At 32.5% G+C, this 25,535-nt stretch carries 22 protein-coding genes, 1 other RNA gene and 1 pseudogene; 8 read left to right on the top strand and 16 right to left on the bottom strand.

Going from position 1 to position 25,535, the window contains the following annotated elements; genetic code table 11:
- Nucleotides 1-1,185 (bottom strand): MFS transporter, encoded by a 1,185-nt coding sequence (locus tag HS848_RS01345; protein WP_232806050.1) that lies wholly within the window; start codon nt 1,183-1,185, stop codon nt 1-3.
- Between the two features lie 127 nt (nt 1,186-1,312).
- On the opposite strand from HS848_RS01345, the gene HS848_RS01340 reads away from it, so the two are divergent.
- Nucleotides 1,313-2,188 (top strand): LysR family transcriptional regulator, encoded by an 876-nt coding sequence (locus HS848_RS01340; RefSeq protein WP_198610991.1) that lies wholly within the window; start codon nt 1,313-1,315, stop codon nt 2,186-2,188.
- Between the two features lie 404 nt (nt 2,189-2,592).
- Complete coding sequence (locus HS848_RS01335; RefSeq protein WP_198610990.1) at nt 2,593-2,994, top strand: hypothetical protein; 402 nt, start codon at nt 2,593-2,595, stop codon at nt 2,992-2,994.
- Between the two features lie 718 nt (nt 2,995-3,712).
- Here HS848_RS01335 and HS848_RS01330 read toward each other — a convergent pair.
- The gene (locus HS848_RS01330; RefSeq protein ID WP_198610989.1) at nt 3,713-5,647 is read right to left on the bottom strand and encodes a CDP-glycerol glycerophosphotransferase family protein; all 1,935 of its coding nucleotides are present in this window, start codon (nt 5,645-5,647) and stop codon (nt 3,713-3,715) included.
- A 1,005-nt stretch (nt 5,648-6,652) separates the two neighbouring features.
- Between HS848_RS01330 and HS848_RS01325 the strand changes: the two are divergent.
- A pseudogene (locus HS848_RS01325) lies at nt 6,653-7,263 on the top strand (DUF4352 domain-containing protein).
- Nucleotides 7,264-7,386: 123 nt separating this feature from the next.
- The gene (locus HS848_RS01320) at nt 7,387-8,433 is read left to right on the top strand and encodes a tyrosine-type recombinase/integrase (protein ID WP_198610988.1); all 1,047 of its coding nucleotides are present in this window, start codon (nt 7,387-7,389) and stop codon (nt 8,431-8,433) included.
- A gap of 49 nt (nt 8,434-8,482) precedes the next feature.
- On the opposite strand, the gene ssrA is transcribed toward HS848_RS01320, so the two are convergent.
- The 12 genes from ssrA to HS848_RS01260 all read right to left on the bottom strand — a co-directional run bounded on the left by ssrA (nt 8,483) and on the right by HS848_RS01260 (nt 21,363).
- Nucleotides 8,483-8,843, bottom strand: a transfer-messenger RNA (tmRNA) gene (ssrA, locus tag HS848_RS01315).
- A gap of 85 nt (nt 8,844-8,928) precedes the next feature.
- Entirely contained in the window at nt 8,929-9,399 is a 471-nt protein-coding gene (gene smpB, locus HS848_RS01310) for an SsrA-binding protein SmpB (RefSeq protein WP_103167568.1), read from the bottom strand.
- 24 nt (nt 9,400-9,423) lie between these two features.
- Entirely contained in the window at nt 9,424-11,802 is a 2,379-nt protein-coding gene (rnr, locus tag HS848_RS01305; protein ID WP_198610987.1) for a ribonuclease R, read from the bottom strand.
- 40 nt (nt 11,803-11,842) lie between these two features.
- Nucleotides 11,843-12,583 (bottom strand): alpha/beta hydrolase, encoded by a 741-nt coding sequence (locus HS848_RS01300; protein ID WP_198610986.1) that lies wholly within the window; start codon nt 12,581-12,583, stop codon nt 11,843-11,845.
- 360 nt (nt 12,584-12,943) lie between these two features.
- Nucleotides 12,944-13,177, bottom strand: coding sequence for a preprotein translocase subunit SecG (gene secG, locus HS848_RS01295; protein WP_103167571.1), 234 nt, complete (start codon nt 13,175-13,177; stop codon nt 12,944-12,946).
- A 66-nt stretch (nt 13,178-13,243) separates the two neighbouring features.
- Nucleotides 13,244-13,714, bottom strand: a complete 471-nt coding sequence (locus HS848_RS01290) for a hypothetical protein (RefSeq protein WP_198610985.1) — start codon at nt 13,712-13,714, stop codon at nt 13,244-13,246.
- 286 nt (nt 13,715-14,000) lie between these two features.
- A complete protein-coding gene (gene eno, locus HS848_RS01285; protein ID WP_107507510.1) occupies nt 14,001-15,305 on the bottom strand; it encodes a surface-displayed alpha-enolase in 1,305 nt (434 codons plus the stop codon).
- Nucleotides 15,306-15,456: 151 nt separating this feature from the next.
- A complete protein-coding gene (gpmI, locus tag HS848_RS01280; protein WP_198610984.1) occupies nt 15,457-16,974 on the bottom strand; it encodes a 2,3-bisphosphoglycerate-independent phosphoglycerate mutase in 1,518 nt (505 codons plus the stop codon).
- Nucleotides 16,975-16,976: 2 nt separating this feature from the next.
- On the bottom strand, nt 16,977-17,738 hold the full coding sequence (gene tpiA, locus HS848_RS01275; RefSeq protein ID WP_198610983.1) for a triose-phosphate isomerase: 762 nt from the start codon (nt 17,736-17,738) through the stop codon (nt 16,977-16,979).
- Nucleotides 17,739-17,937: 199 nt separating this feature from the next.
- Complete coding sequence (locus HS848_RS01270) at nt 17,938-19,128, bottom strand: phosphoglycerate kinase (protein ID WP_198610982.1); 1,191 nt, start codon at nt 19,126-19,128, stop codon at nt 17,938-17,940.
- A gap of 162 nt (nt 19,129-19,290) precedes the next feature.
- On the bottom strand, nt 19,291-20,298 hold the full coding sequence (gene gap, locus HS848_RS01265; protein WP_103167577.1) for a type I glyceraldehyde-3-phosphate dehydrogenase: 1,008 nt from the start codon (nt 20,296-20,298) through the stop codon (nt 19,291-19,293).
- Nucleotides 20,299-20,346: 48 nt separating this feature from the next.
- Nucleotides 20,347-21,363 (bottom strand): sugar-binding transcriptional regulator, encoded by a 1,017-nt coding sequence (locus tag HS848_RS01260; protein ID WP_198610981.1) that lies wholly within the window; start codon nt 21,361-21,363, stop codon nt 20,347-20,349.
- A gap of 349 nt (nt 21,364-21,712) precedes the next feature.
- Between HS848_RS01260 and HS848_RS01255 the strand changes: the two genes are divergently transcribed.
- Nucleotides 21,713-21,931, top strand: coding sequence for a hypothetical protein (locus HS848_RS01255; protein ID WP_107507505.1), 219 nt, complete (start codon nt 21,713-21,715; stop codon nt 21,929-21,931).
- Nucleotides 21,932-22,153: 222 nt separating this feature from the next.
- On the opposite strand, the gene HS848_RS01250 is transcribed toward HS848_RS01255, so the two are convergent.
- Nucleotides 22,154-22,963: a DUF4887 domain-containing protein gene (locus HS848_RS01250; RefSeq protein WP_198610980.1), complete on the bottom strand. Its 810-nt coding sequence runs from the start codon at nt 22,961-22,963 to the stop codon at nt 22,154-22,156.
- A gap of 206 nt (nt 22,964-23,169) precedes the next feature.
- Between HS848_RS01250 and HS848_RS01245 the strand changes: the two genes are divergently transcribed.
- From HS848_RS01245 to HS848_RS12665, 3 genes are all read left to right on the top strand, one after another.
- Complete coding sequence (locus HS848_RS01245) at nt 23,170-23,349, top strand: hypothetical protein (protein WP_198610979.1); 180 nt, start codon at nt 23,170-23,172, stop codon at nt 23,347-23,349.
- 302 nt (nt 23,350-23,651) lie between these two features.
- Nucleotides 23,652-24,554, top strand: coding sequence for a TIGR01777 family oxidoreductase (locus tag HS848_RS01240; RefSeq protein ID WP_198610978.1), 903 nt, complete (start codon nt 23,652-23,654; stop codon nt 24,552-24,554).
- A 17-nt stretch (nt 24,555-24,571) separates the two neighbouring features.
- Nucleotides 24,572-24,757: a hypothetical protein gene (locus HS848_RS12665; RefSeq protein WP_232806048.1), complete on the top strand. Its 186-nt coding sequence runs from the start codon at nt 24,572-24,574 to the stop codon at nt 24,755-24,757.
- Nucleotides 24,758-24,811: 54 nt separating this feature from the next.
- On the opposite strand, the gene clpP is transcribed toward HS848_RS12665, so the two are convergent.
- Nucleotides 24,812-25,396: an ATP-dependent Clp endopeptidase proteolytic subunit ClpP gene (gene clpP / locus HS848_RS01235; protein ID WP_103167584.1), complete on the bottom strand. Its 585-nt coding sequence runs from the start codon at nt 25,394-25,396 to the stop codon at nt 24,812-24,814.
- Nucleotides 25,397-25,535: the final 139 nt, after the last annotated feature.

Genomic DNA, 25,535 nt, shown 5'->3' with positions numbered 1-25,535 from the left:
TTATGCAGTGCGTACACTTTTCCCATGAATTAAATAATACACAAAGAATGTAACTACTAAAACTGCTGCCATAATAAGATACATATTACTAATACCTACTTTATGAACAAAGCTTCCTAATAGATATGGTCCAAAACCTAAACCAAGATCTAAACCAATAAAGAACGTTGAAGTTGCTCGTGCAATTTTTTCTTTAGGCACAACTTTAACAGAAACAGATTGTGATGTAGAAGTAAGGTTACCATAGCCTAAACCTAATATTGCACCGCTTAGTAATAACATCCATGATGATTGGGAGTTAGCTAAAACAACAAAGCATATGATATAAAATATGATACTAGGATAAATTACATAGTTTTCATTTTTATTGTCCATTAATCGACCACATATCGGTCTTGAGATGATTGAAATGATAGCATAGACAATAAAGAAATAACTAGAGGCAGTCACTAAATCCCTTTGTGCAGCAAATGGATTCATGAAATTTAAAATTGAAGAGTATGTTAAACCAGAAACGAAAACAACGATAGCAATTGGCATTGCTTCTTTAGCTACGAATTGAGAAATGTGGAAACCTTTCTCTTCTTTAGAAAGTTTAACTGTTTCAAATGGCACTTTCATAATTAATGCAATGATAAGTGAAATAGCACTTAAAATTAAATTAAGGCCGAAAATAACTTCAATACTAAAATCTTGTAATAAAAGTAAACCTAAGAATGGCCCAACTGCAGCTCCAAGCACCATACTTAAACTAAATAAACTAATACCTTCCCCTTTTCGTGATTGAGGAGTAATGTAACCAGCTATTGAACCGGTAGATGTTGTACAAACACCAAATGAGAACCCGTTTAAGATTCTAACTAATATTAAAAATCCTACTGAAGTTTCTACAAAATAAAAAGCACTCGTTATTGTAAATAACGTTGCCCCAATAATTAATACTGTTTTAGGCCCTAAACTGTTGACGTATTTCCCCATGATAAATCTACCAAATAGTGAACCTACGATAAATAATCCAGCTACGAGCCCCGCCGTACTTTCAGACGCGTTGAATTGCTGTTGTGTATATCCAGCTATTATAACTATTAACAAATACATATTTAAATTAACTAGAAAGTTAACTATAAAATTTAATACGAAACTATTCGTCCATATTTTTTCTTTTTCATCTATATTCGTTGCCAAATTATCACCCTTTCTTTTCTTAGAACACTATCAATTTTCTCTCTAAATTGACTAAATGTAAAATTCCTATTATCATATACGAGTTATAATAAATAAGTTATAAGCAGGTGATAATATTAATAAAGAATTGCTTTTTATAGATACGCTTATTAAAGAAGGATCCTTTTCCAAAGCTTCAAATAAATTATACGTTTCTCAACCCTACTACAGCAATTACATAAAAAATATTGAAACCTCTTTAGGCGTAACGCTTTTCAATAGAAAGAAAAAGCCACTCATCTTGACTACTGAAGGTGAAATTTATTATGAATATTTGAAAGATATTGATCTCATGTATTTGAAAATGACTCAAAAACTGACTAATATTTCGAATTACGACTCTGGCTTTTTAAGAATTGGTACTAACCCAACTTTAGCTTCACATGTTTTACATAAAGTGTTGCCAGCATTTACACAAAAATATCCTAAAATTAAAATTGATTTAATTGAGGGAGATACTAAAGATTTAGAAAATAAATTACTAGATAACAAAATTGATATTTGTTTTAACACCTTGCCTTTATGGAATTCAAGTATCGATTATGCCGAGCTTTATGCAGAAAATATATATCTAGTTATCTCATCACAAAATATATTGTATAAAGATCTCGATAATCTGACGTTAGATCAAATTATGAGTTCTATTAATCATCAAAAGTTTATTATGCTTAAAGATAGATATGGGTTACGTAAATTGTTTTACAATATCTTGAAATACTATGAAATTAGCCCGAATGTGACTATCGAGACTGTGAGTATAGACACTGCCCATAAGCTCGCATTATACAGTGGTTCATTCACTTTTATTCCAGAAACATCTGTTACAGATACAAGTAATGTTAAATATTTAAAAATGCCTGAGCAATTCAAAAATCGCGTAGTCTTAGCTTTTAAAAACAAAGACTTATTATCAAAAGCTAGCACAAATTTTGTCGATTTTTCTAAAAACCACATTTTTAATTAGTAATTTATGAGGTAAGTATCCGAGTACGCTAATTCGCCTTTTCATTTAAATTAAATACTAAAAAATAGACGTATTTGTGTTTGAAAATTGCACAAATACGTCTATTTTGTTTGTTTGATAAAAACAATTTTATTTTCAACTGTAAATATTGTGAAATACACTTTATTTTTCTCCAATAAATTATATAATAAGATTATAATTTTAAAATTTTAAAAAGTATCATGATTTCTGCTTAGTCCACAGTAGATAAAAACTATGATCTAAGAGTTAAAGTAATAGGTCTTATAAGCCTTTTTATAAGATAAGCTGTAATTTAATAAGTAAATGATGTTTACATATATTAAGATAATTCAACATCTTTTACATATGTTCAAATATAAAATTTAATAAGGAGGATATTAAGGATGAAAAAGTTGCTTTATATTTTGTTAGTAGGAGTTCTAATTTTAGTAGCGTGTGGTAAAAATTATGAAATTAGTGATGTAATAAATAAATTTAAAAGTGAAGGTTTAAGTGTAAAAAATCTAAGAACAATGAAACATGAAGATTTCGGAATGGCTCCTATGAAATCTGAAGATGCAAAAATATTTACAGTGGAAGATAACAAAAATGCTAGAATATTTAAGTTTAAAAATAAAAAAGATTTAGAAGAAATGAAGAAATATTATGATGAATTAGGAAAATCTAGTGCAGCGTTTTATTCACATGTTTATGCTAAAGATAATATGCTAATCCAGATGAATGGCGATATTGATGATAATATATTTAATAAATATAAAACGGCAATGGACAAAACCTTAAAATAATTTTCAACACTTTTATTAACATCTATATTAATCTAATAAAAAATTACAATGCTAAAGTTATTTTAGATTTGTAATTAAAAACAATGTATTTTATATCGCTTCGTATTTGTAACTAACTTTAGATGCTTTTCTTCAAGTTCATAATTGTAATAGTTCATTAAAAAAGGTAAATAAAACCGTACTTTCTTCTCTAGTCGACATTGGTAAAGAATGACGATAGAAATCTTTGAAATTACATTAGATTTCTGTCGTCATCCCCTATTTTTTATCTCTTGAATTTATTCGCCGAAATTCCTACTTTTGGAGACAGTTTGTCGGTTTTACACTGAATAAATAATCAATGCCTTAGCCTCAATAAACATTAAATATCAGGGTTTCCTATATCTTTAATTCTTATGAATATGCATAACGCGATTAAGAGTACTATTGAGAACCAATGAAAAATTAAATAACTCCCTATTAATATAGTTAAGGTAATAACTAATGTAGCTAGTATTGTAGTCATCATTGCTAAAAATAAGTTACTCTCATCGTTTCTAGAAATAGGGACATTATAAAAAAAGCCAGCAATATAGGGCGTTATTACAAACCATACAGTTTTATAAATATAAAAAGTAATAAATAAGTATATGATAGTACCTAATAATTCCATATTAGACCTCCAATATAATCAGTCTAAAACTATTGTTATCTTGATAAATGAAAACAAACTATCCCTTTAATTCAGGTTAAAATAATTAATCATCGCATCGCTTATTCTTTTACATGCTTTTCTATCAGCATATTTATATAGATGATCTAAATTATTCTTATACTTTTTAGACATTTTAGTAATTAGTAATTCTTTAATTAAATCTTGTTGGTTAGTCATTACTTCTCCCGGCAACAATTTTGTTGATTCTGACATGAAATCATCGTTTACAATAGTTTCTGGTCTAAAATACACGACTTTTTTATGCATTAATGCAAAATCTAATCCCACACTAGAATAGTCAGTAATTAAAACTTGATATTTAGCTAATAAATCTTTTACATCATGATCTTGATCTGTAAGTACTTCGACAAATTCAGAAGAAAAAAGATGACTAAATACTTGGAAGTTTCTATGTAAATAAAAAGATATTTTATATCCTTTTTCCTCAACTAATCTTTGTAATTCAGGGTTATTAATTAATTGTTGAAATTCTTTATAATAATTCGTTCCCATAAATCTTTCATCTGAATATATATTTAAACCAGTACGCCACGTTGGCATAATTAAAATTTTCTTCTGATTTTTAAGTTTTTTAATTATATTCTTTCTCTCTTTAATAACATCATCAAATCTCGGCAAGCCTGTTAAAATAATTTCATTTCGTTCAAAACCATAATCTTGATGAACTAATTCTTTTTCTCTCTCAGAAGACACGACAAATAAATCTGCCACTTTGTCTTCTCCATTTCTTCCATATAGTGTACTGACATCTTTAGAGCCAATGATACCGTGTTGTAAAAAGACTCTATTTTTCTGATTAATTATTTTTTCTGCTTTATTTGTTTGAAAAGGTAATAAATAATTGGCACTATGCGAATGACATATGACGTCAACACTATTTACAATCGCTATATTCTTTCTCGATTTGTAATAAATAATATGTTCCTCGTATCCTTTTAAATTATCTAAATCATTACTACGAGAACTTATTAAATAATAAATATTAAATTTTTGAGAAAGATGTTGCACTAACCATTTAAAATATATTAATCCATTTTCTTGAGCTTTTTCAGGATATTCCATGCAAACAATGTTTTTCTTACCATTATCATTAAGTTTTATATAATTTTGAGATATGAAATCATTGTAAGTATCTTTAGGTACTGGAATAAGGCGCATTGAGAGATTTCCATAAGTGGTTGGATAAGGTCTACAAAGTAACATAAATTCTTTATCATACGTTAACCAATTTTCATCATTAACGTTATATTTATTTTCTAAAGGAAACTTTAATCTTGTGTAATATTTAGAAATTTGCATTTCTTCTATTTGGTAATTAAAACTAATGTCGTAAATATCAGAATTATAAATGTAATCTGGGATGCGACCCATAAATAGTTCGTTCAATTCATCTAACTTGAAAATAAGGTTAGCTGTAACATTATAAATATGATTATTTTTACTAATATCTACTATCTGACCAATTGTCTTAATCTCAGTTTCTTTATTTCTAACTTTAATTTTCCCTTCAATAGAGATAGGCTTGTAAATACTACAGTGGTAATTAATTTGAATAATTAAAGTATTATTTTCTACTTTCGCTTCTTTTATGCATCCATCATTATGATAAAAATTTAATATGCTTGGCTTTTTGTTGTAGATCACGCTAAGTTTATTTTCCTTTGTTACATATATATAGTACATGGACTTGTTATGCTTAATAACCGTACTCTCAAACTTAAATATATCATCGGATAAGATTAAATCTTCCCCATTTTCATTTTTAAAAGTTAAAGGAAAATTTTTTACTTTTAATAATTCTTCTAAATCTTTGTATTTAATTACAAACTCATCTTCTTCTCGTGAAAATACTTTTTTACTATGATTGTTTTCTAATATCAATTTAGATTCTTGTAGATTTTTTATAATAAAACTGTTGTTTTCTACGTTTATTTCCATCCGCTCATCCCCTCCTTTTTGAACATGAATATAAAGTTAATTTTACATTCATTTTAATGTCGGACTATATTCTATAAAAATAATTATACGTCACAGAATTAATTTTTAGTATATTTTATATTATCACAACTCATTTATGATATATTACAACATTAGCAATGATTTTCTTATACTTAATTTTACGACTAATCGATATAAATTTTTAAAACTACATTTCACGACAAATAATTAAAACCGCCCGTGTAAACGGGCGATTTGCTTTGGAGCTACAAGTCTTTCTTACTTGCTAGCCTATAAGAGCGTTTCCAATCAGCTAACTACACTGCTTTTCTTGCTCTCCTAAAGAGCACTCTTTCATTCTTTTCTTAATTTCTTCTTCTATAAATAGATTCAGATATTTTTTCGTTGGATTTTGATCTACAACGAGGTCCTCTTATAATTAATTAAGAATGCAATTTTCAATATTCTTTTTATTTGTACCACTATACCTACGTAAAACCTTTGCATCAAAACTTTCTGTTTCCATATCTGTATTTTAAATTAGCATCTCTTTGTGTTGATTATATTGGTTGATTGACCGATATTTATTTTAGCATGTAAAGTTGCATCTTTTATGACAACAATAGAACCTTTTCTGAATCATACGTATAGCGTATGGTTTTCCTTATATAAAAACAGACGTATTTGTGTTTTTTAAACTGCACAAATACGTCTATTTAGTTTGTTTGATAAAACAATTTTATTTCTCACTGTAAATATTGTAAAATACACTTTATTTTTCTTCGAAAAATTATATAATAAGATTATAATTTTAAAAAGTATCATGAATTAGCTTAGTTCATAGTATATAAAAACTATAACCCAAGAGTTAAAGTATTAGGTCTTATAAACCTTTTTATAAGATAAACTGTAATTTAATAAGTAAATGATATTTACATATAATAAGATAATTTAACGTCTTTTACATATGTTCAAATATAAAATTTAATTAGGAGGATATTTAGGATGAATGACAATAACCACGAACAACAACGTAGACAGTGGGAACAATTCCAAGAATATCAAAAGCAACAAGAAAAAGGAAAAAACAAAAAAAGAAAGGATGGCTCTTTGGTTGCGGTGGGTGTTTAGTTTTATTAATTTTAATTATAATTGGTGTAACAGCATGTACTGGCGCCTTTGTGAATGAAGTTGACAAAGAAGTAAACGAAAAAGGCACATTAGATAAAGACAAAAAGACTAAAATCAAAAAAGTTGGTGAAACTACTGAAATAGATGGAGTATCTTTTACATTAGATAATGCTGTTTACACTGAAGAGAGAAATGAATTTTCAGAGGTTGAGGCTGATAGAGTATTAAAAGTAGATATGACAATAAAAAACAATTCTAAAGAAGATATACCGGTAGGTGGAGATGTAAAAGTTTATGTAGATGGCAAGCAAGCTAAATCTTACCCTGTTGATAATCAATTAATGGATTCATTATCTCCTAACAGAGAAATTAGCGGTTCTGAAGGTTTTGCCATCAATGGTAACCCGAAAAAAATTGAATTAGAGTTCCAACCTCTAACATCATTTTCTAACAAACGTTATATTTATGATATTAAACCAAATTAATTAAGAGCATTCATTTGCCTTATATTAATTCAAAATTTTTAGTTTACAATAAAATTTTAATTATTTCTAGGGTAGCGTGTCTACCCTTATTATTTTTTACTTTTTTTAAGTAGGAATCAGTAAATGACCTCATTTTCAGTCACAAAACGTAAAAACAAACCTTCATCATCATGGCACCACGACGTTAAGCATCCCTATTTTAAGTCGGGTAAAAAGTGTAAGTCAGGATTTAAAACGAAAGCAGAAGCTATCAATGCAGCTCAACAACTAATTAGAGACTTAGATGATAATAAATTAGAAGATAACAAAACGTTTTATGATTATTACCAAGAATGGCTAGTGCTAAAAAACAAAAAGGAATTATCACCACAACAATACTATTGGTATGAACGTTCATTGAGACTATTTGAAAAATATTTTGGTGATAAGATGTTATTAAAAAACATTAAACGATCTGATTATCAAAGATTTTTAAATGACTACGGAAACGGGCATGCAAATGAAACGGTACGTAAAGTAAATGGTTGTTTAGGCCCTTGTATACGTGATGCAGTTTATGACGGTTACATAAAAAAAGACCCTACCTACAAAATTGAGATTAACGGAACAGTTGAGGCGAAAGACGAAGATTTTAAATATATGAGCATTAAAAACTATTTAGATATGTTGAATTATTTTAAATCAAGAAATGAAGAAAGCTATATCTTTTTATACTTATTAGCTATCACTGGCGCTAGATACAGTGACTTAATCCAAATGACTTACAAAGATTTAAATAAAAGTGATGGTGTTGTGCATTTGCCGGGTATTAAAACTAAAAACAGTAAACGAGATGTGGAAGTTAGTTCAAAAGACATTTTGTTAATCAATTCTAAACTAGCAAATTTACCACGCAGAATTGATGGTAAATTATTTAGTGTAAGTCATAATGCTGTTAAAAAGTCTTTTAATTATACTAAAAAACAAATTGGTTTAGATAATGACAATATCATGCCCTATTCACTTCGACATACGAATACATCTTATTTATTTTCTAAAGGTATACCAATCGAATATATAAGTAAACGTTTAGGTCATGCTAGCATATCTATCACCTTAGACACATATTCCCATTTGCTTGAAGAGCATAAAAAAGAGCAAGGTCAACGTGTCAGAGAATTATTTTCTTGACACATATTTGACACTTGCTAGCTTGAATCCTTGCAATATAAGGCTTTATGTATGGAGACGGCGGGATTCGAACCCGCGTCCAGAGGTCCTGATACACATCTTTCTACGTGTGTAGTCTATTGTTGAATTTCGCATAATAGTAAGCAACAGACAACCAGTATTATGCTAGTTTGATTGAGTTTCATCTAAACAGACTTCAAACGGCAGTGTTTAGCATATCCTACTAAGGTTGAATCGCGTTAACAGCACATAGGAGATGCTGTTAGGCGATGCAGAGTGCTATTACGCAGCTACTGCGAAATTATTGTTTGTTTTGTCAGTTATATTTACTGAATGTGTTGATGACGGAGACAACCCTCCGACACGCTTAATGAGCTCGGGGGACCCCTGTCGAATCCAAAAACGTCCCCTCAATACTATTTTCAACTGACATATAACTTTAACCACAATACTATTTATTTTATCAAAGAGAGCCCGATTAAGCAACAACTGTGCTTAATAACGGGCTTTAACTGCACGATCCACTTCGCGTTTGATTGCTTTATCTTTTAAAGCTTGACGCTTATCATGTAGTTTTTTACCACGAGCTACGCCTAATAATACTTTACATTGCCCATGTTTTAAATACAGTTTCAATGGAATAATTGAATATCCCATTTCTCTAGTACGTTCACCTAATTTAATAATTTCTTTTTTATGAAGTAATAATTTACGTGAACGTAAAGGGTCATGATTGAAGCGATTGCCCTCTTCATAAGGGGCAATATGCATATTATTAATATACATTTCGCCTCGTTTAACTTGGGCGAAACTATCTTTCAAATTGGCACTACCACGTCGAATTGACTTAATTTCAGTACCTTTTAATGCGATCCCCGCTTCAATCGTGTCTTCTATATTAAAATCATGTCTGGCTTTACGGTTTTCAGCTAATGTACCTGGTGATTTTGTTTTTTTCTTAGCCATGAATGTTAGTCACCTCTTTGCTGATTATTTTTTCTTGCGACGTGATTTTTTCTTCACACTTTTATCTTTATAAAATGGTTTGTGTTTAGTATTATCTTTTTGATCACGATTTCGCTGATTTTTACCTTTACGTTGTTTACGCTTTTTCTTCTTATCTTTTTGATTATCATCTTTTGATTTATCTAAAGATTTACCACGCGTTTTAGCTTGAATTGTTTTTCCTCTTGCTGGTCGTTGGCTTCTTTCATTTTTAGGTGTAGGCATACCAACGATTTGGAAATCAATCATACGTTCATCAACGTCTACATGTGTCACTTTTACAGTAACTGTATCTCCAATACGGAACACTTTAGCCTGACGCTCACCAATTAATACCATTTGACGTTCATCGAAATTATAATAATCGTCAGTCATATTGGAAATGTGCACCATACCTTCAATCGTGTTAGGTAATTCAATAAACATACCAAAGTTAGCTACAGAACTTACTATACCTTCAAATTCATCACCAATGTGTTGAATCATGTATTCAGCTTTTTTCAGTTCATCTGTATCACGTTCTGCTTCAATTGCACGACGCTCACGTTGTGATGTGTGTTCAGCTAATTCAGGTAGTTTGTCTTCCCACTTGTGCAATTCTTTATTATCCATTGAATTTTCAATGAGATATTTGCGAATTAAACGATGCACAGTTAAATCGGGATAACGTCGAATTGGAGACGTAAAGTGCGTATAATATTCAGCTGATAAGCCGAAGTGACCTAAATTAGTGTCATCATAATGTGCTTGTTGCATTGAACGTAACATCATTGTCGAGATAACCATTTGCTCTGAGCGTCCTTCAACTTCTTCTTGAATAGATTGTAACGTTGAAGGGTGGATATCTTCTCCAGTGCCTTTAACCATTATGCCAAAGTTAGTAATAAACTCGAAGAATTGTTTCAATCGATCAGACTTAGGCTGCTCGTGAACACGATAGATAAATGGTACTTCTAATTTATTAAAATGCTCAGCTACTGTTTCGTTAGCAGCCAACATAAATGATTCAATTAGACGTTCACCTTCACCACGTTCACGTATAACTACGTCGGTAGGTAAACCTTCATTATTGACTAATACTTTAGCTTCACTGATATCGAAGTCTATTTCACCACGACGTCTACGCATATGAATTAAACGTTCAGATAGTTCTTGAGCTAAATCAAGCATAGGTGTAATCTCTTGATACTGCTTACGAACTTCCGGATTTTTATCAGTAATAATTTGATTAACTGCATCATACGTCATTCTATAATTAGAGTGGATGACACTATCAAATATTTCATGTTTCACGACTTCGCCACGTTCATTGATTTCCATACGACAACTTAATGTTAAGCGGTCTACTTCCGGATTTAATGAACAAATACCGTTACTTAAACGGTGTGGAATCATTGGAATTACTCGGTCCACAAGATAGACACTTGTCGCTCTATCGTAAGCTTCTTTATCTAAATTTGAGTCTTCTTTGACGTAGTAACTTACGTCAGCGATACTAACCGTTAATTCTGTATGACCGTTTTGAAGTTTTTTCACGCTGATGGCATCATCTAAGTCTTTTGCATCTGCGCCATCAATTGTGATTGTTAGTTCATCACGTAAATCCGTACGTCCTTTAATTTCATCAGGTTTAATCTCTTCGGGTACGGCTTCAGCTTCTTTTAAGACATTATCAGGGAATTCAATTTCAATTCCGTGTTGATAAATAATTGATAAAATATCTACGCCTGGGTCATTTTTATGACCTAATATAGCTGAAACTTGTCCTTCAGGGTTATCTGTACCGTCTGCGTATTTAGTGATTTGTACAAGCACTTTATGACCGTCTACGGCACCAAGACTTTGACCTTTAGGGATGAAAATGTCTTGCATAATACGTTTATCATCTGGAATCACGAATCCGAAATGTCTTGCTTCACTAAACGTACCTACTACTTGTGTGACTGAATGTTTTTCAATAGATTTTACTTCACCTTCAGTTTTACCTTTATGTTCCCCTTTGGATTTTTGAACTTCTACAATTACTGTATCGCCATCTAAAGCACGATTAATTTTTGTAGGTGGAATAAAGATATCGTCCATATCTTGATTTTCTGGTCGTAAGAACGCAAAGCCTTTTTTATTTTGACTTAACGTCCCTTTTATTAAATTAGAACCTGTACTTTTACTTGATTGTTTACGTTGGTATCTATCTGTTTTAGTTCGTTCGACTAAACCTGCTTGTTCTAGTTCTACTAGCACCTTTATTAAATCTCTAAATGAGTCAGCACTGTTAAGACCTAAAGCATCTTGAAAATCTGACACCGACATTGGGCTATAATCAGGTTGTTTTACGATTTCTTCAATGGATTGCTTTAAATTCATCATGCCCCTCCTTTCTTCTTTCATTTCTAATTTTTATTTATTATTCAGACCAATCTAAAGTTTCTAAGAAATTGTAGACGTCTTCGAATACTTGTTCTTTTTCTTTATCGATTGTAATGACATGTCCTGAATTTGCATACCATTTAATATCTTTATCATCTGAATCAACATTGTCATATATATAATTTGCTGATTGAGGATTAATCATTTCATCATTTTCAGCTTGTACTACTAATATTGGATCTAACACTTCATCAATTTCATTTCTTACATTATTTAGTGTTTCACTTAAATCTTTTAAAGTTTCAGTTGGATGGAAGTTTTCCATTTCTCTATCAATCGTCGCTTGGTCCTTACCTTCATACTTTTTGAAATTACGTGCGTATTCTAAAAAGCCTTCATATATCGAACCCTGTGTTTTACCTTCAGCGGGTGCACACATAGTTACAATACCCTTTACAGGTCGATTTAAGCTCAATTTTAGGGCAAAGACGCCACCAAGTGACAGACCTGCTACAGCGATATCTTCATAGCCTTTCTCAACTAAATAGTCATAACCGTCAAGTACATCTTTAAACCACACATGAGGACTTGATTCTAATATTTCTTCGGGTGGTGCTGCATGTCCTTCATATTGTGGGGCGTAAGATGTATAGCCCTTTTTCTGTATGAAACGACCTAATTGTCTTACATCTGATGAGTTACCAGTGAACCCGTGTAAGAGTAAAACAGCTCGTTTACCTTCTTCAAAAAAGAAAGGTTGTGGTAATTTAATTTGCATTTTGAAATCCCTCTCCATCGTAGTATCTATCGTATCTTGTAAATTTAAATATTTTATCTTAAAAACGTTAACGCTACATATTATTATGCAGTGCTAGTTTAACGTCTATATATGTGGTATTTCTCTTTTATTAAAAGCTTTAAAATATATGAGACTGAAACATTAGTATTAAATGCATCAGTTTTAAGTTTGAGCAGTGGTTGACTGAAATAAAGATGCGCTAAATCGCCACTACCTTCATTTCTAATCAACCTTGCTGGGACGAGACTGCAAAATCTTCAAAACTATATTAGACTTCTGTCCCGTTCCTATTCTTTATTTATTATAAATAAAAAAGTCCGACATTGACATCGTCGGACCTTATAAACCAAAGTAACTTATACCAATCATTATTAAGAAGAAAATGATTGCTAAAATAATTGTTAATCTATGCAAGAATAAATCGACGCCACGTTGTTTTTGTTTACCAAATAACTGTTCTGCGCCACCACTAATAGCACCTGAAAGTCCATTACTTTTACCTTCTTGGAGTAAAACAACAGCGATTAATGCAATACAATCAATAATTAATAGTACTATGAAAAGTGTATGCATGAAAATTGTCCTCCATTCATTATATACGTTGGAATTATATCACATATGTTGTTAGCTTATCAATGTCTATCGATTGAATGTACTTTTGCGCATTAATGATATCACTAACATATAAATTGCTAATAATGCTGATCCAATGATAACAATGAATACAGGTACAACAAATAATGGTGATTTAGCACTAATAATCGCATTATTCACTATTGCAATGTTTACTAATGTAAATAGCACGTTAGAAACATATACAGCAAACATGAACCACCATAAGTATTTGTGACGGTTCCATAATGCAATAACGCCTGCTAAATAAGCCAGAATATACATTACACCAGTATACCTAAAGCTATTCAAGATATTATCTACAGCACTATCACTTGCTTTTTGGCCTGCCTGTGATAGTAGCGTTTTTGCGGTTTGTGTGTCTAGCGCAATAAAATTATGAATGATTAGTAAGATACAAAATATTAAAGAGCCATAGCCAATTAATTTACCAGCGTTACGTTCCCTTTGACTTGGCTGATTAGGTACATTCTCCATGTTTAAATCTCCTTCTTTCAATTACACGCTTATTATATCAGTTTGCTTAGGTAAGTTAAATAAGTTCCTATGCTGTGTCTATTGATTCATTCTACCGTCTGCTTTCATACTAAAGTATTGGTAGCTTCATGGTGGGGTTAGAATTGATTTGGAAAATGTCACTATGTAAGATGTGTGGTCTCCATTTTCCCAAAAAATAAAAAATGCCTGCCACAGTCTCAACTCTGTGACAGGCTAATAGCGTGAACTTTATTTAATTTAAAACTGTATTTTATTTAGCAGAATCTTATTTATCTAAATTGTAGAAAGATTTAATGCCGTCAAATTTAGCAGTTTCGTATAATTCATCTTCGATACGTAATAATTGGTTGTATTTAGCAATACGGTCAGTTCTTGATAATGAACCTGTTTTAATTTGGCCAGCGTTTGTAGCTACTGCGATGTCTGAGATTGTTGTATCTTCAGTTTCACCTGAACGGTGAGAAACTACTGCAGTGTAGCCTGCTTTTTGAGCCATTTCGATTGCATCGAATGTTTCAGTTAATGTACCGATTTGGTTAACTTTGATTAGGATTGAGTTACCAACACCTTCTTCAATACCTCTTGCAAGAATTTTAGTGTTAGTTACGAATAAATCGTCACCTACTAATTGAACTTTATCGCCGATACGGTCAGTTAATTGTTTCCAACCGTCCCAGTCGTTTTCGTCCATACCATCTTCAATTGTGATGATTGGGTATTTACCAATTAATTCTTCTAGGTAGTCAACTTGTTCAGCTGCGCTACGTTTAGCACCGTGTTCACCTTCGAATTTAGTGTAGTCGTATACACCGTTTTCGTAGAATTCAGAAGATGCACAGTCAAATCCTAAGAATACATCTTCGCCTGGTTTGTAACCAGCTTTTTCGATAGCTTTGATGATAGTTTCTACCGCATCTTCAGTACCTTCGAATTTAGGTGCGAAACCACCTTCGTCACCTACTGCAGTTTCTAAACCGCGTTCGCTTAGGATTGATTTTAAGTTATGGAAGATTTCAGCACCCCAACGTAATGCTTCTTTGAATGATTCAGCACCAGTTGGTAAGATCATGAACTCTTGGAATGCGATTGGTGCATCTGAGTGAGAACCACCGTTAACGATGTTCATCATAGGTACTGGTAATTGTTTACCATTGAATCCACCTAGGTATTTGTATAATGGTTGGCCTAATAAGTCTGCAGCAGCGCGTGCAACAGCAATTGATACGCCTAAGATAGCGTTGGCACCTAATTTACCTTTGTTAGAAGTACCGTCTAATTGAATCATCATTCTATCAATTGATACTTGATCTAATACTGAAAATTCACCTTCAACGATTTCTGGTGCAATAATTTCATTAACATTTTCAACGGCTTTAGTTACACCTTTACCGCTGTAACGTGATTTGTCTCCATCACGTAATTCAACTGCTTCATGTTCACCAGTAGAAGCTCCTGAAGGTACTAATGCGCGACCGAAAGCTCCACTTTCAGTTAACACTTCAACTTCAACTGTTGGGTTACCACGTGAGTCTAAGACTTCGCGAGCATAAACATCTGTAATAATTGGCATGTTAATAATCTCCTTTAAATTTAGATTCTATAGTTATTATAGCTTGATTTAAGCATTTAATAAAATATTTGTATTAAGTTAAGTTGATTCTATGTTGAGGCCATGAAATCAAGCCTCACATTAGAATCATTTTTAACTTTTTCCAACAAAATTAGTGTTTAATTAATGATTCTCCAGTCATTTCGTCTGGTTGTTTTACATTTAATAAATCAAGTAATGTTGGCGCTAAATCACCAAGTCGGCCAGTTTCACGTAAAGTGACGCCTTCTTTAGTAACGATAACTGGAACTGGGTTAGTTGTATGCGTAGTCATTGGTTGATCATCATCTGTTAACACTTGGTCAGAGTTACCGTGGTCAGCTGTGATGATAGCATAACCATTCATGTCTAAGATTTTGTCTACGACTTCACCTAAACATTCATCTACTGCTTCAATTGCTTTAATAGTTGGTTCTAGCATACCACTGTGACCTACCATATCAGGGTTAGCAAAGTTTAAGATAACTAAATCTAAATCACCTTGATCTAACTCTTCTAATAGCGCATCTTTCACTTCATACGCACTCATTTCAGGTTTTAAATCATATGTCGCTACTTTAGGTGAATCGATTAAACGACGACGTTCACCTTCGAATTTATCGTTACGACCACCACTCATGAAATAAGTAACGTGTGGATATTTTTCAGTTTCTGCAATACGCAATTGTTTCAAGTTATTATCTTGCGCAACTTCACCAATTGTATTGTTTAAGTCAACTTTTTCAAAGACAACTTCTGCATCAACATTGTCATTATATTTAGTAAATGTAGCGTAGAATAAGTTGCTTACTCTTTCTACTTTAAAGCCATCAAAGGCATTGTTTGTAAATATTTCAGAAAGTTGAGCGGCTCTGTCAGGACGGAAGTTGAAGAAGATAACTGCATCGTTATCATTTACTCCGTTATTTTGACCTTCAACAATAAATGGTTCAACAAATTCATCTGTTAAGTCGTTAGCATAGTTTGCTTCAACGCCTTCTTTAGCAGATGCGTATGAAGGACCATTGAAATTACGAATTGCGTTGTAAGCTTTTTCTTCACGTTCCCAACGTTTATCGCGGTCCATTGCATAATAACGACCTGAGATAGATGCGAATTGGCCTACACCTAGTTCTTTGAATTTAGCTTCTGTTTCTTCGATATATTTAAGTGCTGATTTTTGATCAACGTCACGTCCATCTAAAAATGCATGCACATAAACATTCTCTACACCTTGTTGTTTAGCAAGTTCTAATAATGCGAATAGGTGTTTATAATGACTGTGTACGCCACCATCTGATAATAAACCAAAGACATGTAAAGCAGAGTTATTATCTTTTACATGTTGTGTGGCTTTACCTAAGACATCATTTTCAAAGAAATCGCCATCTTCAATAGATTTATTGATACGCGTTAAACTTTGGTAAACGATTCGGCCTGCACCGATATTCATATGACCAACTTCTGAGTTACCCATTTGACCTTCAGGTAGACCAACATCTAAACCACTAGCTTCAATTTGAGTTGTAGGATATTTGTTGTAATAACGATCGAAGTTAGGTTTATTCGCTTGTTTTACCGCGTTACCATGTTCGCTTTCACGGTTAGCAAAACCGTCTAAAATAATTAATGCTGTTGGTTGTTTAGCCATAATTATTTAGCACCTTCTAACAATTGTACGAAATCATCAACTTTTAATGATGCGCCTCCAACTAATGCACCATCAATATCTGATTGCGCCATATATTCTTTAACGTTATTAGGTTTAACGCTACCACCGTATTGAATACGTGTTGCATCTGCAACTTCTTGACTTGAAAATTCTGCTACTGTTTTACGTACTTGTGCGCACATTTCATTCGCATCTTCAGAAGTAGCTGATTTACCAGTACCGATTGCCCAGATTGGTTCATAAGCAATAACAACTTCTTTAAGTTGTTCTTCTGATAAACCTTCTAATGCTTTTTTAACTTGGTTACTAACGACTTCATTTGCTTTGCCGTTTTCTCTTTCTTCGTCAGTTTCACCAACACAAATAATTGGTGTCATGCCATGATTAAATACTGCGTGTGCTTTTTTGTTCACATCTTCATCAGTTTCATGGAATAATTCACGACGTTCTGAGTGTCCAATAACAACATATTTAACACCTAAATCAGCTAATGCTACTGGAGAAGTTTCTCCTGTAAAGGCACCATTATCTTCAAAATAAGTGTTTTGAGCACCAATTTTTAATCCTTTTGCTTTGCCATCATTCACTAGAGAAATTAATGCGTCTAATTGAATTGTTGGCGCACAAATTACTGATTCAACTTCTTTTTCATCAGGTAATGTTGGTAAATTATTTACGAAGTCTTTAGCTTCTTGAACTGTTTTATTCATTTTCCAGTTACCAGCTATGATTGGTTTTCTCATTTGTTACACTCCTATTTTTAATATTTTTAACTATTTTTAGTGTTAAATACTTCAAACTGTAGCAAGCTACTACTCATCATTTGTGGCGAATAGTACCTTGTTACAGTATATTTCTTAAAGTTTGTTTAACTATCTTGCTTGTTTATTACATTTTCCCGTGAAAATGCAGACGGAAACGTCCATATTTTCAAAGTGAAAATTATTTATCATTAATAGCTTTAATACCAGGTAATTCAATTCCTTCAAGGTATTCTAATGACGCACCGCCACCAGTTGAGATGTGTGTAAAGTCATCTTCGAAACCTAATGAAATTGCAGCTGCTGCTGAGTCGCCACCACCAATAATAGTAGTCGCATCTTTAAGGTTCGCAATGGCTTTACATACGCCAATTGTACCTTGAGCAAAGTTACTGAATTCAAATACACCCATAGGTCCGTTCCAAACAACAGTGTGAGCATCTTCTAATTCTTTAGAGAATAATTCAACTGTTTTAGGACCAACATCCATAGCTTCTTGATCAGCTGGAATATCATCAATTGAAACTTCAGTAATTTTAGCATCATTAGAGAATTCTTTAGCTACTTTAGCATCTACTGGTAGAACGATTTGATCGCCGTTACTTTCTAATAATTCTTTCGCAAAGTCGATTTTATCTTCTTCTAAAAGTGATAAACCGATTTCTTTACCTTGTGCTTTTAAGAAAGTATACGCCATACCGCCACCGATAAGGATTTTATCAGCAATGTTTACTAGATTTTTGATTACGCCAATTTTATCTGAAACTTTAGCGCCACCTAAAATAGCAACAACTGGTTTTTGTGGGTCATTAACAACGCCACCGATGAATTTAATTTCTTTTTCCATTAAATAGCCAGCAGCTGTTTCTAAGTGAGTAGAAATTCCTACGTTTGAAGCATGTTCACGATGAGCTGTACCGAAAGCATCGTTAACGAATACGTCGCCTAATGATGCCCAATATTTACCTAATTCTGGGTCATTTTTAGATTCTTTTTTACCATCTAAATCTTCAAAGCGTGTATTTTCAACTAATAATACATCGCCTTCGTTTAGATTTTTAATGGCAGACTCTAATTTTTCTCCACGTGTTTCAGGAACGAAAGTAACCTCTTTACCTAATTTTTCAGATAAAGCATCAGCAACAGGTTTTAAAGTTAAACCTTCTTTATCGCTTTCTTGTTTAACTTTTCCCAAGTGAGAAAATAATACCAATTTACCACCTTGTTCAAGAATATACTTAATAGTAGGTAAAGCTTGAACAATACGGTTGTCATTTGTAATTTGACCATCTTTTAAAGGTACATTGAAATCAGCACGTTCAAGAACAACTTTTCCTTTTAAATCTAAATCAGAAACAATTTTTTTTGCCATTATAATTTCCTCCTCTAATAGGAATGATAAGTATAAAAATAAGCGGAGAAACGTTAGTGCTCCCCGCTTACTCATAAGCTACCTTATTTTAATGATTTGTACAAGCGTACGAGCCCTTGTACAAACGTACCGAGCACAAGTTTATTTAACTAGGCTTCTGAATTATTTAGATAATTCTGCTAAATATTCTAAAGTACGTACTAATTGAGCAGTGTAAGACATTTCATTGTCATACCAAGCTGCTACTTTAACTAATTGACGGTCGCCTACTGACATTACACGAGTTTGTGTAGCATCGAATAATGAACCGTAAGTCATACCAACTACGTCTGAAGATACGATTTCGTCTTCAGTGTAACCGAATGATTCGTTTGAAGCATTTTTCATTGCATTGTTAACGTCTTCAACTGAAACGTCTTTTTCTAATACAACTGTTACTTCAGTTAATGAACCAGTTGCTACTGGTACACGTTGTGCACCACCGTCTAATTTACCATCGATTTCAGGGATAACTTTACCGATAGCTTTAGCAGCACCTGTTGAGTTAGGTACGATGTTTTGAGCTGCTGCACGCGCACGACGTTTGTCGCCTTTTTTATGAGGACCGTCTTGAGTCATTTGGTCACCAGTGTAAGCGTGAATAGTAGTCATTAAACCTTCAACGATACCGAATTCATCACTTAATACTTTAGCAACTGGTGCTAATGAGTTAGTAGTACATGAAGCACCTGAAACAACTGTTTCTGAACCATCTAAGTCACTGTGGTTAGTGTTGTATACGATTGTTTTAACGTCACCTTTAGCTGGAGCAGAGATTAATACTTTTTTAGCTCCTGCATTAATGTGTGCTTCTGCTTTTTCTTTATCTGTATAGAAACCAGTACATTCTAATACTACGTCGATATCTAAATCGCCCCAAGGTAATTTGCTTGCGTCTGGTTCTTCATATGATTTAACTTCTTTACCATTTACGCGGAAACCACCATCAACGACTTCAACTTCACCAGTGAAGCGTCCTTGCATAGTGTCATATTTTAATAAATGAGCTAACATTTCGTCGTCAGTTAAGTCGTTTACTGCAACTACTTCAATACCTTCTACGTCTTGAATTCTTCTAAATGCTAAACGACCAATTCTACCAAAACCATTAATTGCTACTTTTACTGCCATTATAATGGCCTCCTTTAAAATGATATTTAAAAAGCTATTAACTTTTTATTACTTATTTAATATTGTTTTTGCTGCTGCTTCATCGGTAATTAATACCATATTTTTAGGGGCAATTTTTAGATAAGCTTTTATTGCTTCTCCTTTAGATTGTCCACCTGCAACAGCGAATATAAACTTCTTAGTTTCTAAATCCTCAAGTTGTAAACCGATTGTCTTAACTTTGTAGACTACGTTACCTTGAGCATCAAAATAGTAACCGAAAGCTTCTGCTACGGCTTGGTGATGTTGAAGTTTCTCAAACACCTCATCAGACGATTGTCTACGACGTGCCATCTTCAGCGCATCACCGATACCGTGAATCGTTATATTTGCTTGTTTAATTTTATCTAATGTATGTGCCACGGAAGGTTCCATCAACAATGTATTATATGTTGATTCACTTACATTATCTGGTACATATAGCGTTGTATAATAACCACCAGTTTGTTGAGCCATGCTAGCCGATATTGTGTTTGCTTGATGCACAACGTTCTCGCCCAAGCCACCTCGTGCCGGAACAAAGAACACATTGAAAGGTAATAAATGCATTGCTCGGCTAACGTTAGCCATTGTCGAGCCACCTGTAACAGATACAATTGCATCTTCATAGAGAATACTTTCGAGCAATTGCCCAGCTTGTCTCCCCATTTCGGATTTAACATTTTCTTGAATATCTGCGTCACCAGGTATGACATGAACTTCTTTAATATTAAATGCGGTTTTAATTTCTTCAGAAAGTTGATTATCATCGGTATACATATTGAAGTACTCGTTAAGTTGGCTTAAAACTTCAGTACCTGTTTCAGTAATCTCCATACCCGTTGATTTAACTTGTATAAGATCCTGCTTTTTCAATATGTCCGTTTCAGATCTTAAAATCCGCTCTGTAATATCCATGTGTTCACTTAAACTTCTTCTACCTACTGGCTGGTTATTTGAGATAGTAGTTAAGATAGAAAAGCGTCGATACATTTTCTCTATTAAATCTGGTATCAGCTTTTGTTGAATTTTAATCAAGTCTTTCACTACTACCTTCCTCCTTTATATCTAAAAGGTAACCAATAGTTTAAAACTTGGCTTGAGTTGGTTTGACTTAAAACGTCCCAGATGGGACAAAATCTAACCTCTTTACACTTGCAATAGTACTATTGTGTTAATGAAAATGCAAGAGAAAAACTCTAATATTTAAAATTATCTGTAAATTTTTTCTTTTACATTATAATTCACCTATTATAAGATTGCCTACCAGTGTTAAAAGATTCTTATTTTAGAACTTTACCCCTAAAATTAATATGATATGCTTTTTATTAAAATTTTAAGTTTTTTCTAATCTGGGCATACAATTAAATACTAATACTATTGGGAGGTTGAGGAGATGGCTCGTGAAGATAGTAAAGAGGTCGAAGTAATCGATCCTTCCGATCAAAGATATAAAGATGACCGCTATTTTAATCATCATGAAGAATCAAGAAATGGAAATTATTCTATGAGATATCAATATGGTTGTGGTTGCCCATTTGGTTGCTTCTCTTCTATATTTATTTCAATTTTACTTTCTATCATCTTAACTTTTTTACTTAACTGGATATTCTAATGAATAAATATAAACGGGAGAGGGACAGAAATCTAGGGAGCGGGACAGAAATCTAATGTAATTTCAAAGATTTCGTCGTCCCGCCCCGGCAAGGTTGACTAGAAATAAAGAAAGTGAGGTTCGAACGCATCTTCATTTCAGACAACTACTGCCATAACTAAAGGCTGAACCATTTTTTATATTAATGGCTCAGCCTCTTTAATTTTATATTCTTTCATTTCCTTATTGATTAGAACTGTTGTTATTTTGTGATTGTGTTGAACTATTGTTTGAAGCTTTATTTTGTGATGACTGTTGGGTTGATGATGCTGTAGATCTTTGTTGAGACTGTTGGGTTTGTTGAGTTTGTTGTGTGTTCTTTTGTTGAGTAGATTGAGTACTTTGTGATGACTGTCTTTCATTAGAACTACTACTGTTATTATTGTTATTAGTAGCTTTAGGTGTTTCTTTTGAGTTATTACTTTGATTACTTTGCGAACCTTGAGAGCTTTGATTTCCTTTGTTATTGCTATTATTTTCATCTTTTTCTTCTGTCGCTTGTTCTTGAGTTTGTTTTTCACTTGTTTTAGCTTCTTTTGTTGTTTTTTCTTGAGTAGTAGCCTTTTCTTCAGTTGATGGTTGTTTTGTACGTTGAGGTTCTTGTGATGATTGTTTAGTAGCTTTTTCTTGAGTTGATGGTGTTCGCTGTTGCGTTTGACGTTGTTCTGTTTGAGGTGTTTGTTGTCTTGTCACGTTTTCTTGAGTGGCAGCACTTTCCTCACTATTTTCCTTAGTTTTATCTTCTTTTGTTTTTTTGTCTTCTTTATCTTTATCTTTCTTTTCGCTATCTTTTTTATCTTTATGTTCTTCAGTCGTTTGTTTATTTAACCGTTCGCTTGATCTATTAGAATGATCTACAAATGAAAAGATTGCAAAAGCTAATCCTACAAGTAGAAGAAGTACAATTATTGTACTAACAATTTTAGACATACCGCTCATTTTTTTCTTATCTTGATCTTCATAGTCTTCTCTATTTCTATTATTTTTAGACATAAGCTACCTCGCTTTTAGATATTCATTTTTATGGTCCCCTGAATGTAGCATACTATTTTACAGTAAATCTCTTAAAATTAATATTAAAAAGTTTAGGGCGTAAGATGAAATTACTATATAATCACTTATATATGATAACATCATAAGTAATTACAAACACTAATTATCTTAATATATTTTATCCTAATTTTGAGAGTGTGATATAGATGCCAAAAGATATCTCAGAAAAAATAACTGAAGATGAAAAAATACCGCAAAGTAAATTAAGAGAAATGATGTTATATAATGATAATAACGATGATCAAAATACTTCTAAATTTGATTTAACGTTAATTTTAGCAATTTTCATTCCTACAATCATATTATTCTTAATCTACTTCATTTAGTACTATAATAGATATGTAAAAAGCCCATACGATGCTCGCATGGGCTACTAATAAAGGGAGTCAAAATTGACCTTCGTTTACGTATTTTATGGGGTATACTCATGTTAGTTAAATGTTGTTAAAAACAACTATAGCGAAGGTACATCCCTATTATAACTTAACACTCATAAATTTAAATCCGGTTTACAGCTTAGGAATTGACATATTATTGACTAAACGTTGTACATTTTTTGAACAACAAAAACTAGTCTAAACTATAGCACAATATTTCTTTAATTTACTAAATACAAAGAGGTGTAAAGATGAAAAAATATTTAATTACTGGTGGAACAGGCATGGTAGGTAGCCATTTAGTAAATGAAATAAAAAAACAAGATGCGCATATCACTATTTTAACGCGTAGTGATAAACAAAGTGATGAACCAAAAGTTTCTTATATAAATTGGTCAAAAGATGGTTGGGAAGATCAAGTACCTAATGATATAAATATCGTCATTAATTTAGCAGGTGCAACATTAAATAAACGTTGGACACCTTCATACAAGCAACTAATTATGAAGAGTCGTATTGAGTCAACACAGGCTTTAGTCAACTTATTTGCCGAACGTCAACATAAACCTGATGTCCTATTTAATGCAAGTGCCATGGGTTATTACCCTCCTAGCCTTCATCATACCTATACCGAAAAATACCAAACACTTCCATTTGATTTCTTATCAGACGTAGTATATCAATGGGAACGTTTTGCTAAAGGCTTTGAAGATTTTGGAACGCGTGTGATTCTAGGAAGATTTAGTGTGATTTTATCTGATGACGGTGGCGCGCTACAAACTATGAAATTGCCTTATAAATTCTTTGTAGGCGGTAAGTTAGGTTCTGGTTCTCAATGGTATTCTTGGATTCATATAGATGACCTTGTACAAGCCATATTATTCACAATTGATAACCAAGCAGCACGTGGACCTTTCAATATGGCTTCTCCTTTACCTGAACGTCAAAATCTATTTGGTTACACTCTTGCTCGCGTAATGCATAAACCTCATGAAACATGGGCGCCATCACTTGCAATGAGAGCCGTTCTAGGAGAAATGTCTACCGTTGTGCTAGATACTCAAAAAGTACTACCTAACAAACTCGATGCATTAGGCTATAAATTTAAATATCCTAATTTAAAACTGGCTCTCGAAGATTTAATTAAAGATTAATACTAGAGGTTCTAATTATGAACGATTCCAAATTAACTTATATATTACTCATTATTGCAAGCTTATGTCTTATCCTGAATGGTATTTTTGCTTTTGAAAATAATGTAGTAATCAAAATGATGTCTATTACTTTTATTATTGTAGGCATTCTATTACTTGCTATTTCGATACAATTATTTTTAAAACACACTTCGAAAAAATAATAAAAAATAAGAGGGAACACATTGATTGCGTTCCCTCTTTTCAATCTTTAATGATTAATCTTCTGGTTGCATAACTCCGTCGATTAAACCGTATTCTTTAGCTTCGTCAGCTGTTAAGAAATTATCACGGTCTGTGTCTTGTTGGATTTTTTCAATGCTTTGACCAGTACGTTCTGCTAAAATTCTATTTAATTTTTCACGTGTTTTTAGAATATGATTAGCAGCAATTTCGATTTCAGTAGCTTGACCTTGAGCACCACCTAATGGTTGGTGAATCATTACTTCAGCATTTGGTAATGCATAACGTTTACCTTTTGCACCAGCAGCTAATAAGAATGAACCCATTGATGCAGCCATACCGATACAAATAGTTTGTACATCAGGTTTAATGTGTTGAATCGTATCATAGATTGCAAAACCAGCTGTGACACTACCACCTGGAGAATTAATATATAGGTAAATATCTTTTTCAGAATCTTGAGCTTGTAAGAATAATAATTGTGATACAATTGAGTTTGCTACGTTATCATCAATAGCTGAACCTAACATGATGATACGGTCTTTTAATAATCTAGAATAAATATCATATGCGCGTTCACCGCGGTTTGTTGTTTCAATAACTGTAGGAATTAAATTCATTTATATTTCCTCCTCATAATTAACTGTTACATTGTATTTTACATCAAAAGTCAAAAATGGTCAAAAATTTAACTTATCCTTTTTCTCGGACATTTGACTCAAATTAAAAATATTTTGTACACTATAAACATACATATAA

Origin of the sequence: Staphylococcus caledonicus (genome assembly GCF_016238465.1) — a bacterium.
Taxonomy (GTDB): domain Bacteria; phylum Bacillota; class Bacilli; order Staphylococcales; family Staphylococcaceae; genus Staphylococcus; species Staphylococcus caledonicus.
The sequence above is the reverse complement of the archived record's forward strand: the minus strand, read 5'-3'. Positions and strand labels throughout refer to the sequence as shown.

Excerpts from the sequence above, each read along its gene's own strand:
- HS848_RS01335 (WP_198610990.1), top strand. The coding sequence starts at position 2,593 with ATGAAAAAGTTGCTTTATATTTTGTTAGTAGGAGTTCTAATTTTAGTA.
- HS848_RS01330 (WP_198610989.1), bottom strand. The coding sequence starts at position 5,647 with ATGGAAATAAACGTAGAAAACAACAGTTTTATTATAAAAAATCTACAA.
- HS848_RS01320 (WP_198610988.1), top strand. The coding sequence starts at position 7,387 with ATGACCTCATTTTCAGTCACAAAACGTAAAAACAAACCTTCATCATCA.
- smpB (WP_103167568.1), bottom strand. The coding sequence starts at position 9,399 with ATGGCTAAGAAAAAAACAAAATCACCAGGTACATTAGCTGAAAACCGT.
- rnr (WP_198610987.1), bottom strand. The coding sequence starts at position 11,802 with ATGAATTTAAAGCAATCCATTGAAGAAATCGTAAAACAACCTGATTAT.
- HS848_RS01300 (WP_198610986.1), bottom strand. The coding sequence starts at position 12,583 with ATGCAAATTAAATTACCACAACCTTTCTTTTTTGAAGAAGGTAAACGA.
- secG (WP_103167571.1), bottom strand. The coding sequence starts at position 13,177 with ATGCATACACTTTTCATAGTACTATTAATTATTGATTGTATTGCATTA.
- HS848_RS01290 (WP_198610985.1), bottom strand. The coding sequence starts at position 13,714 with ATGGAGAATGTACCTAATCAGCCAAGTCAAAGGGAACGTAACGCTGGT.
- eno (WP_107507510.1), bottom strand. The coding sequence starts at position 15,305 with ATGCCAATTATTACAGATGTTTATGCTCGCGAAGTCTTAGACTCACGT.
- gpmI (WP_198610984.1), bottom strand. The coding sequence starts at position 16,974 with ATGGCTAAACAACCAACAGCATTAATTATTTTAGACGGTTTTGCTAAC.
- tpiA (WP_198610983.1), bottom strand. The coding sequence starts at position 17,738 with ATGAGAAAACCAATCATAGCTGGTAACTGGAAAATGAATAAAACAGTT.
- HS848_RS01270 (WP_198610982.1), bottom strand. The coding sequence starts at position 19,128 with ATGGCAAAAAAAATTGTTTCTGATTTAGATTTAAAAGGAAAAGTTGTT.
- gap (WP_103167577.1), bottom strand. The coding sequence starts at position 20,298 with ATGGCAGTAAAAGTAGCAATTAATGGTTTTGGTAGAATTGGTCGTTTA.
- HS848_RS01255 (WP_107507505.1), top strand. The coding sequence starts at position 21,713 with ATGGCTCGTGAAGATAGTAAAGAGGTCGAAGTAATCGATCCTTCCGAT.
- HS848_RS01250 (WP_198610980.1), bottom strand. The coding sequence starts at position 22,963 with ATGTCTAAAAATAATAGAAATAGAGAAGACTATGAAGATCAAGATAAG.
- HS848_RS01245 (WP_198610979.1), top strand. The coding sequence starts at position 23,170 with ATGCCAAAAGATATCTCAGAAAAAATAACTGAAGATGAAAAAATACCG.
- HS848_RS01240 (WP_198610978.1), top strand. The coding sequence starts at position 23,652 with ATGAAAAAATATTTAATTACTGGTGGAACAGGCATGGTAGGTAGCCAT.
- HS848_RS12665 (WP_232806048.1), top strand. The coding sequence starts at position 24,572 with ATGAACGATTCCAAATTAACTTATATATTACTCATTATTGCAAGCTTA.
- clpP (WP_103167584.1), bottom strand. The coding sequence starts at position 25,396 with ATGAATTTAATTCCTACAGTTATTGAAACAACAAACCGCGGTGAACGC.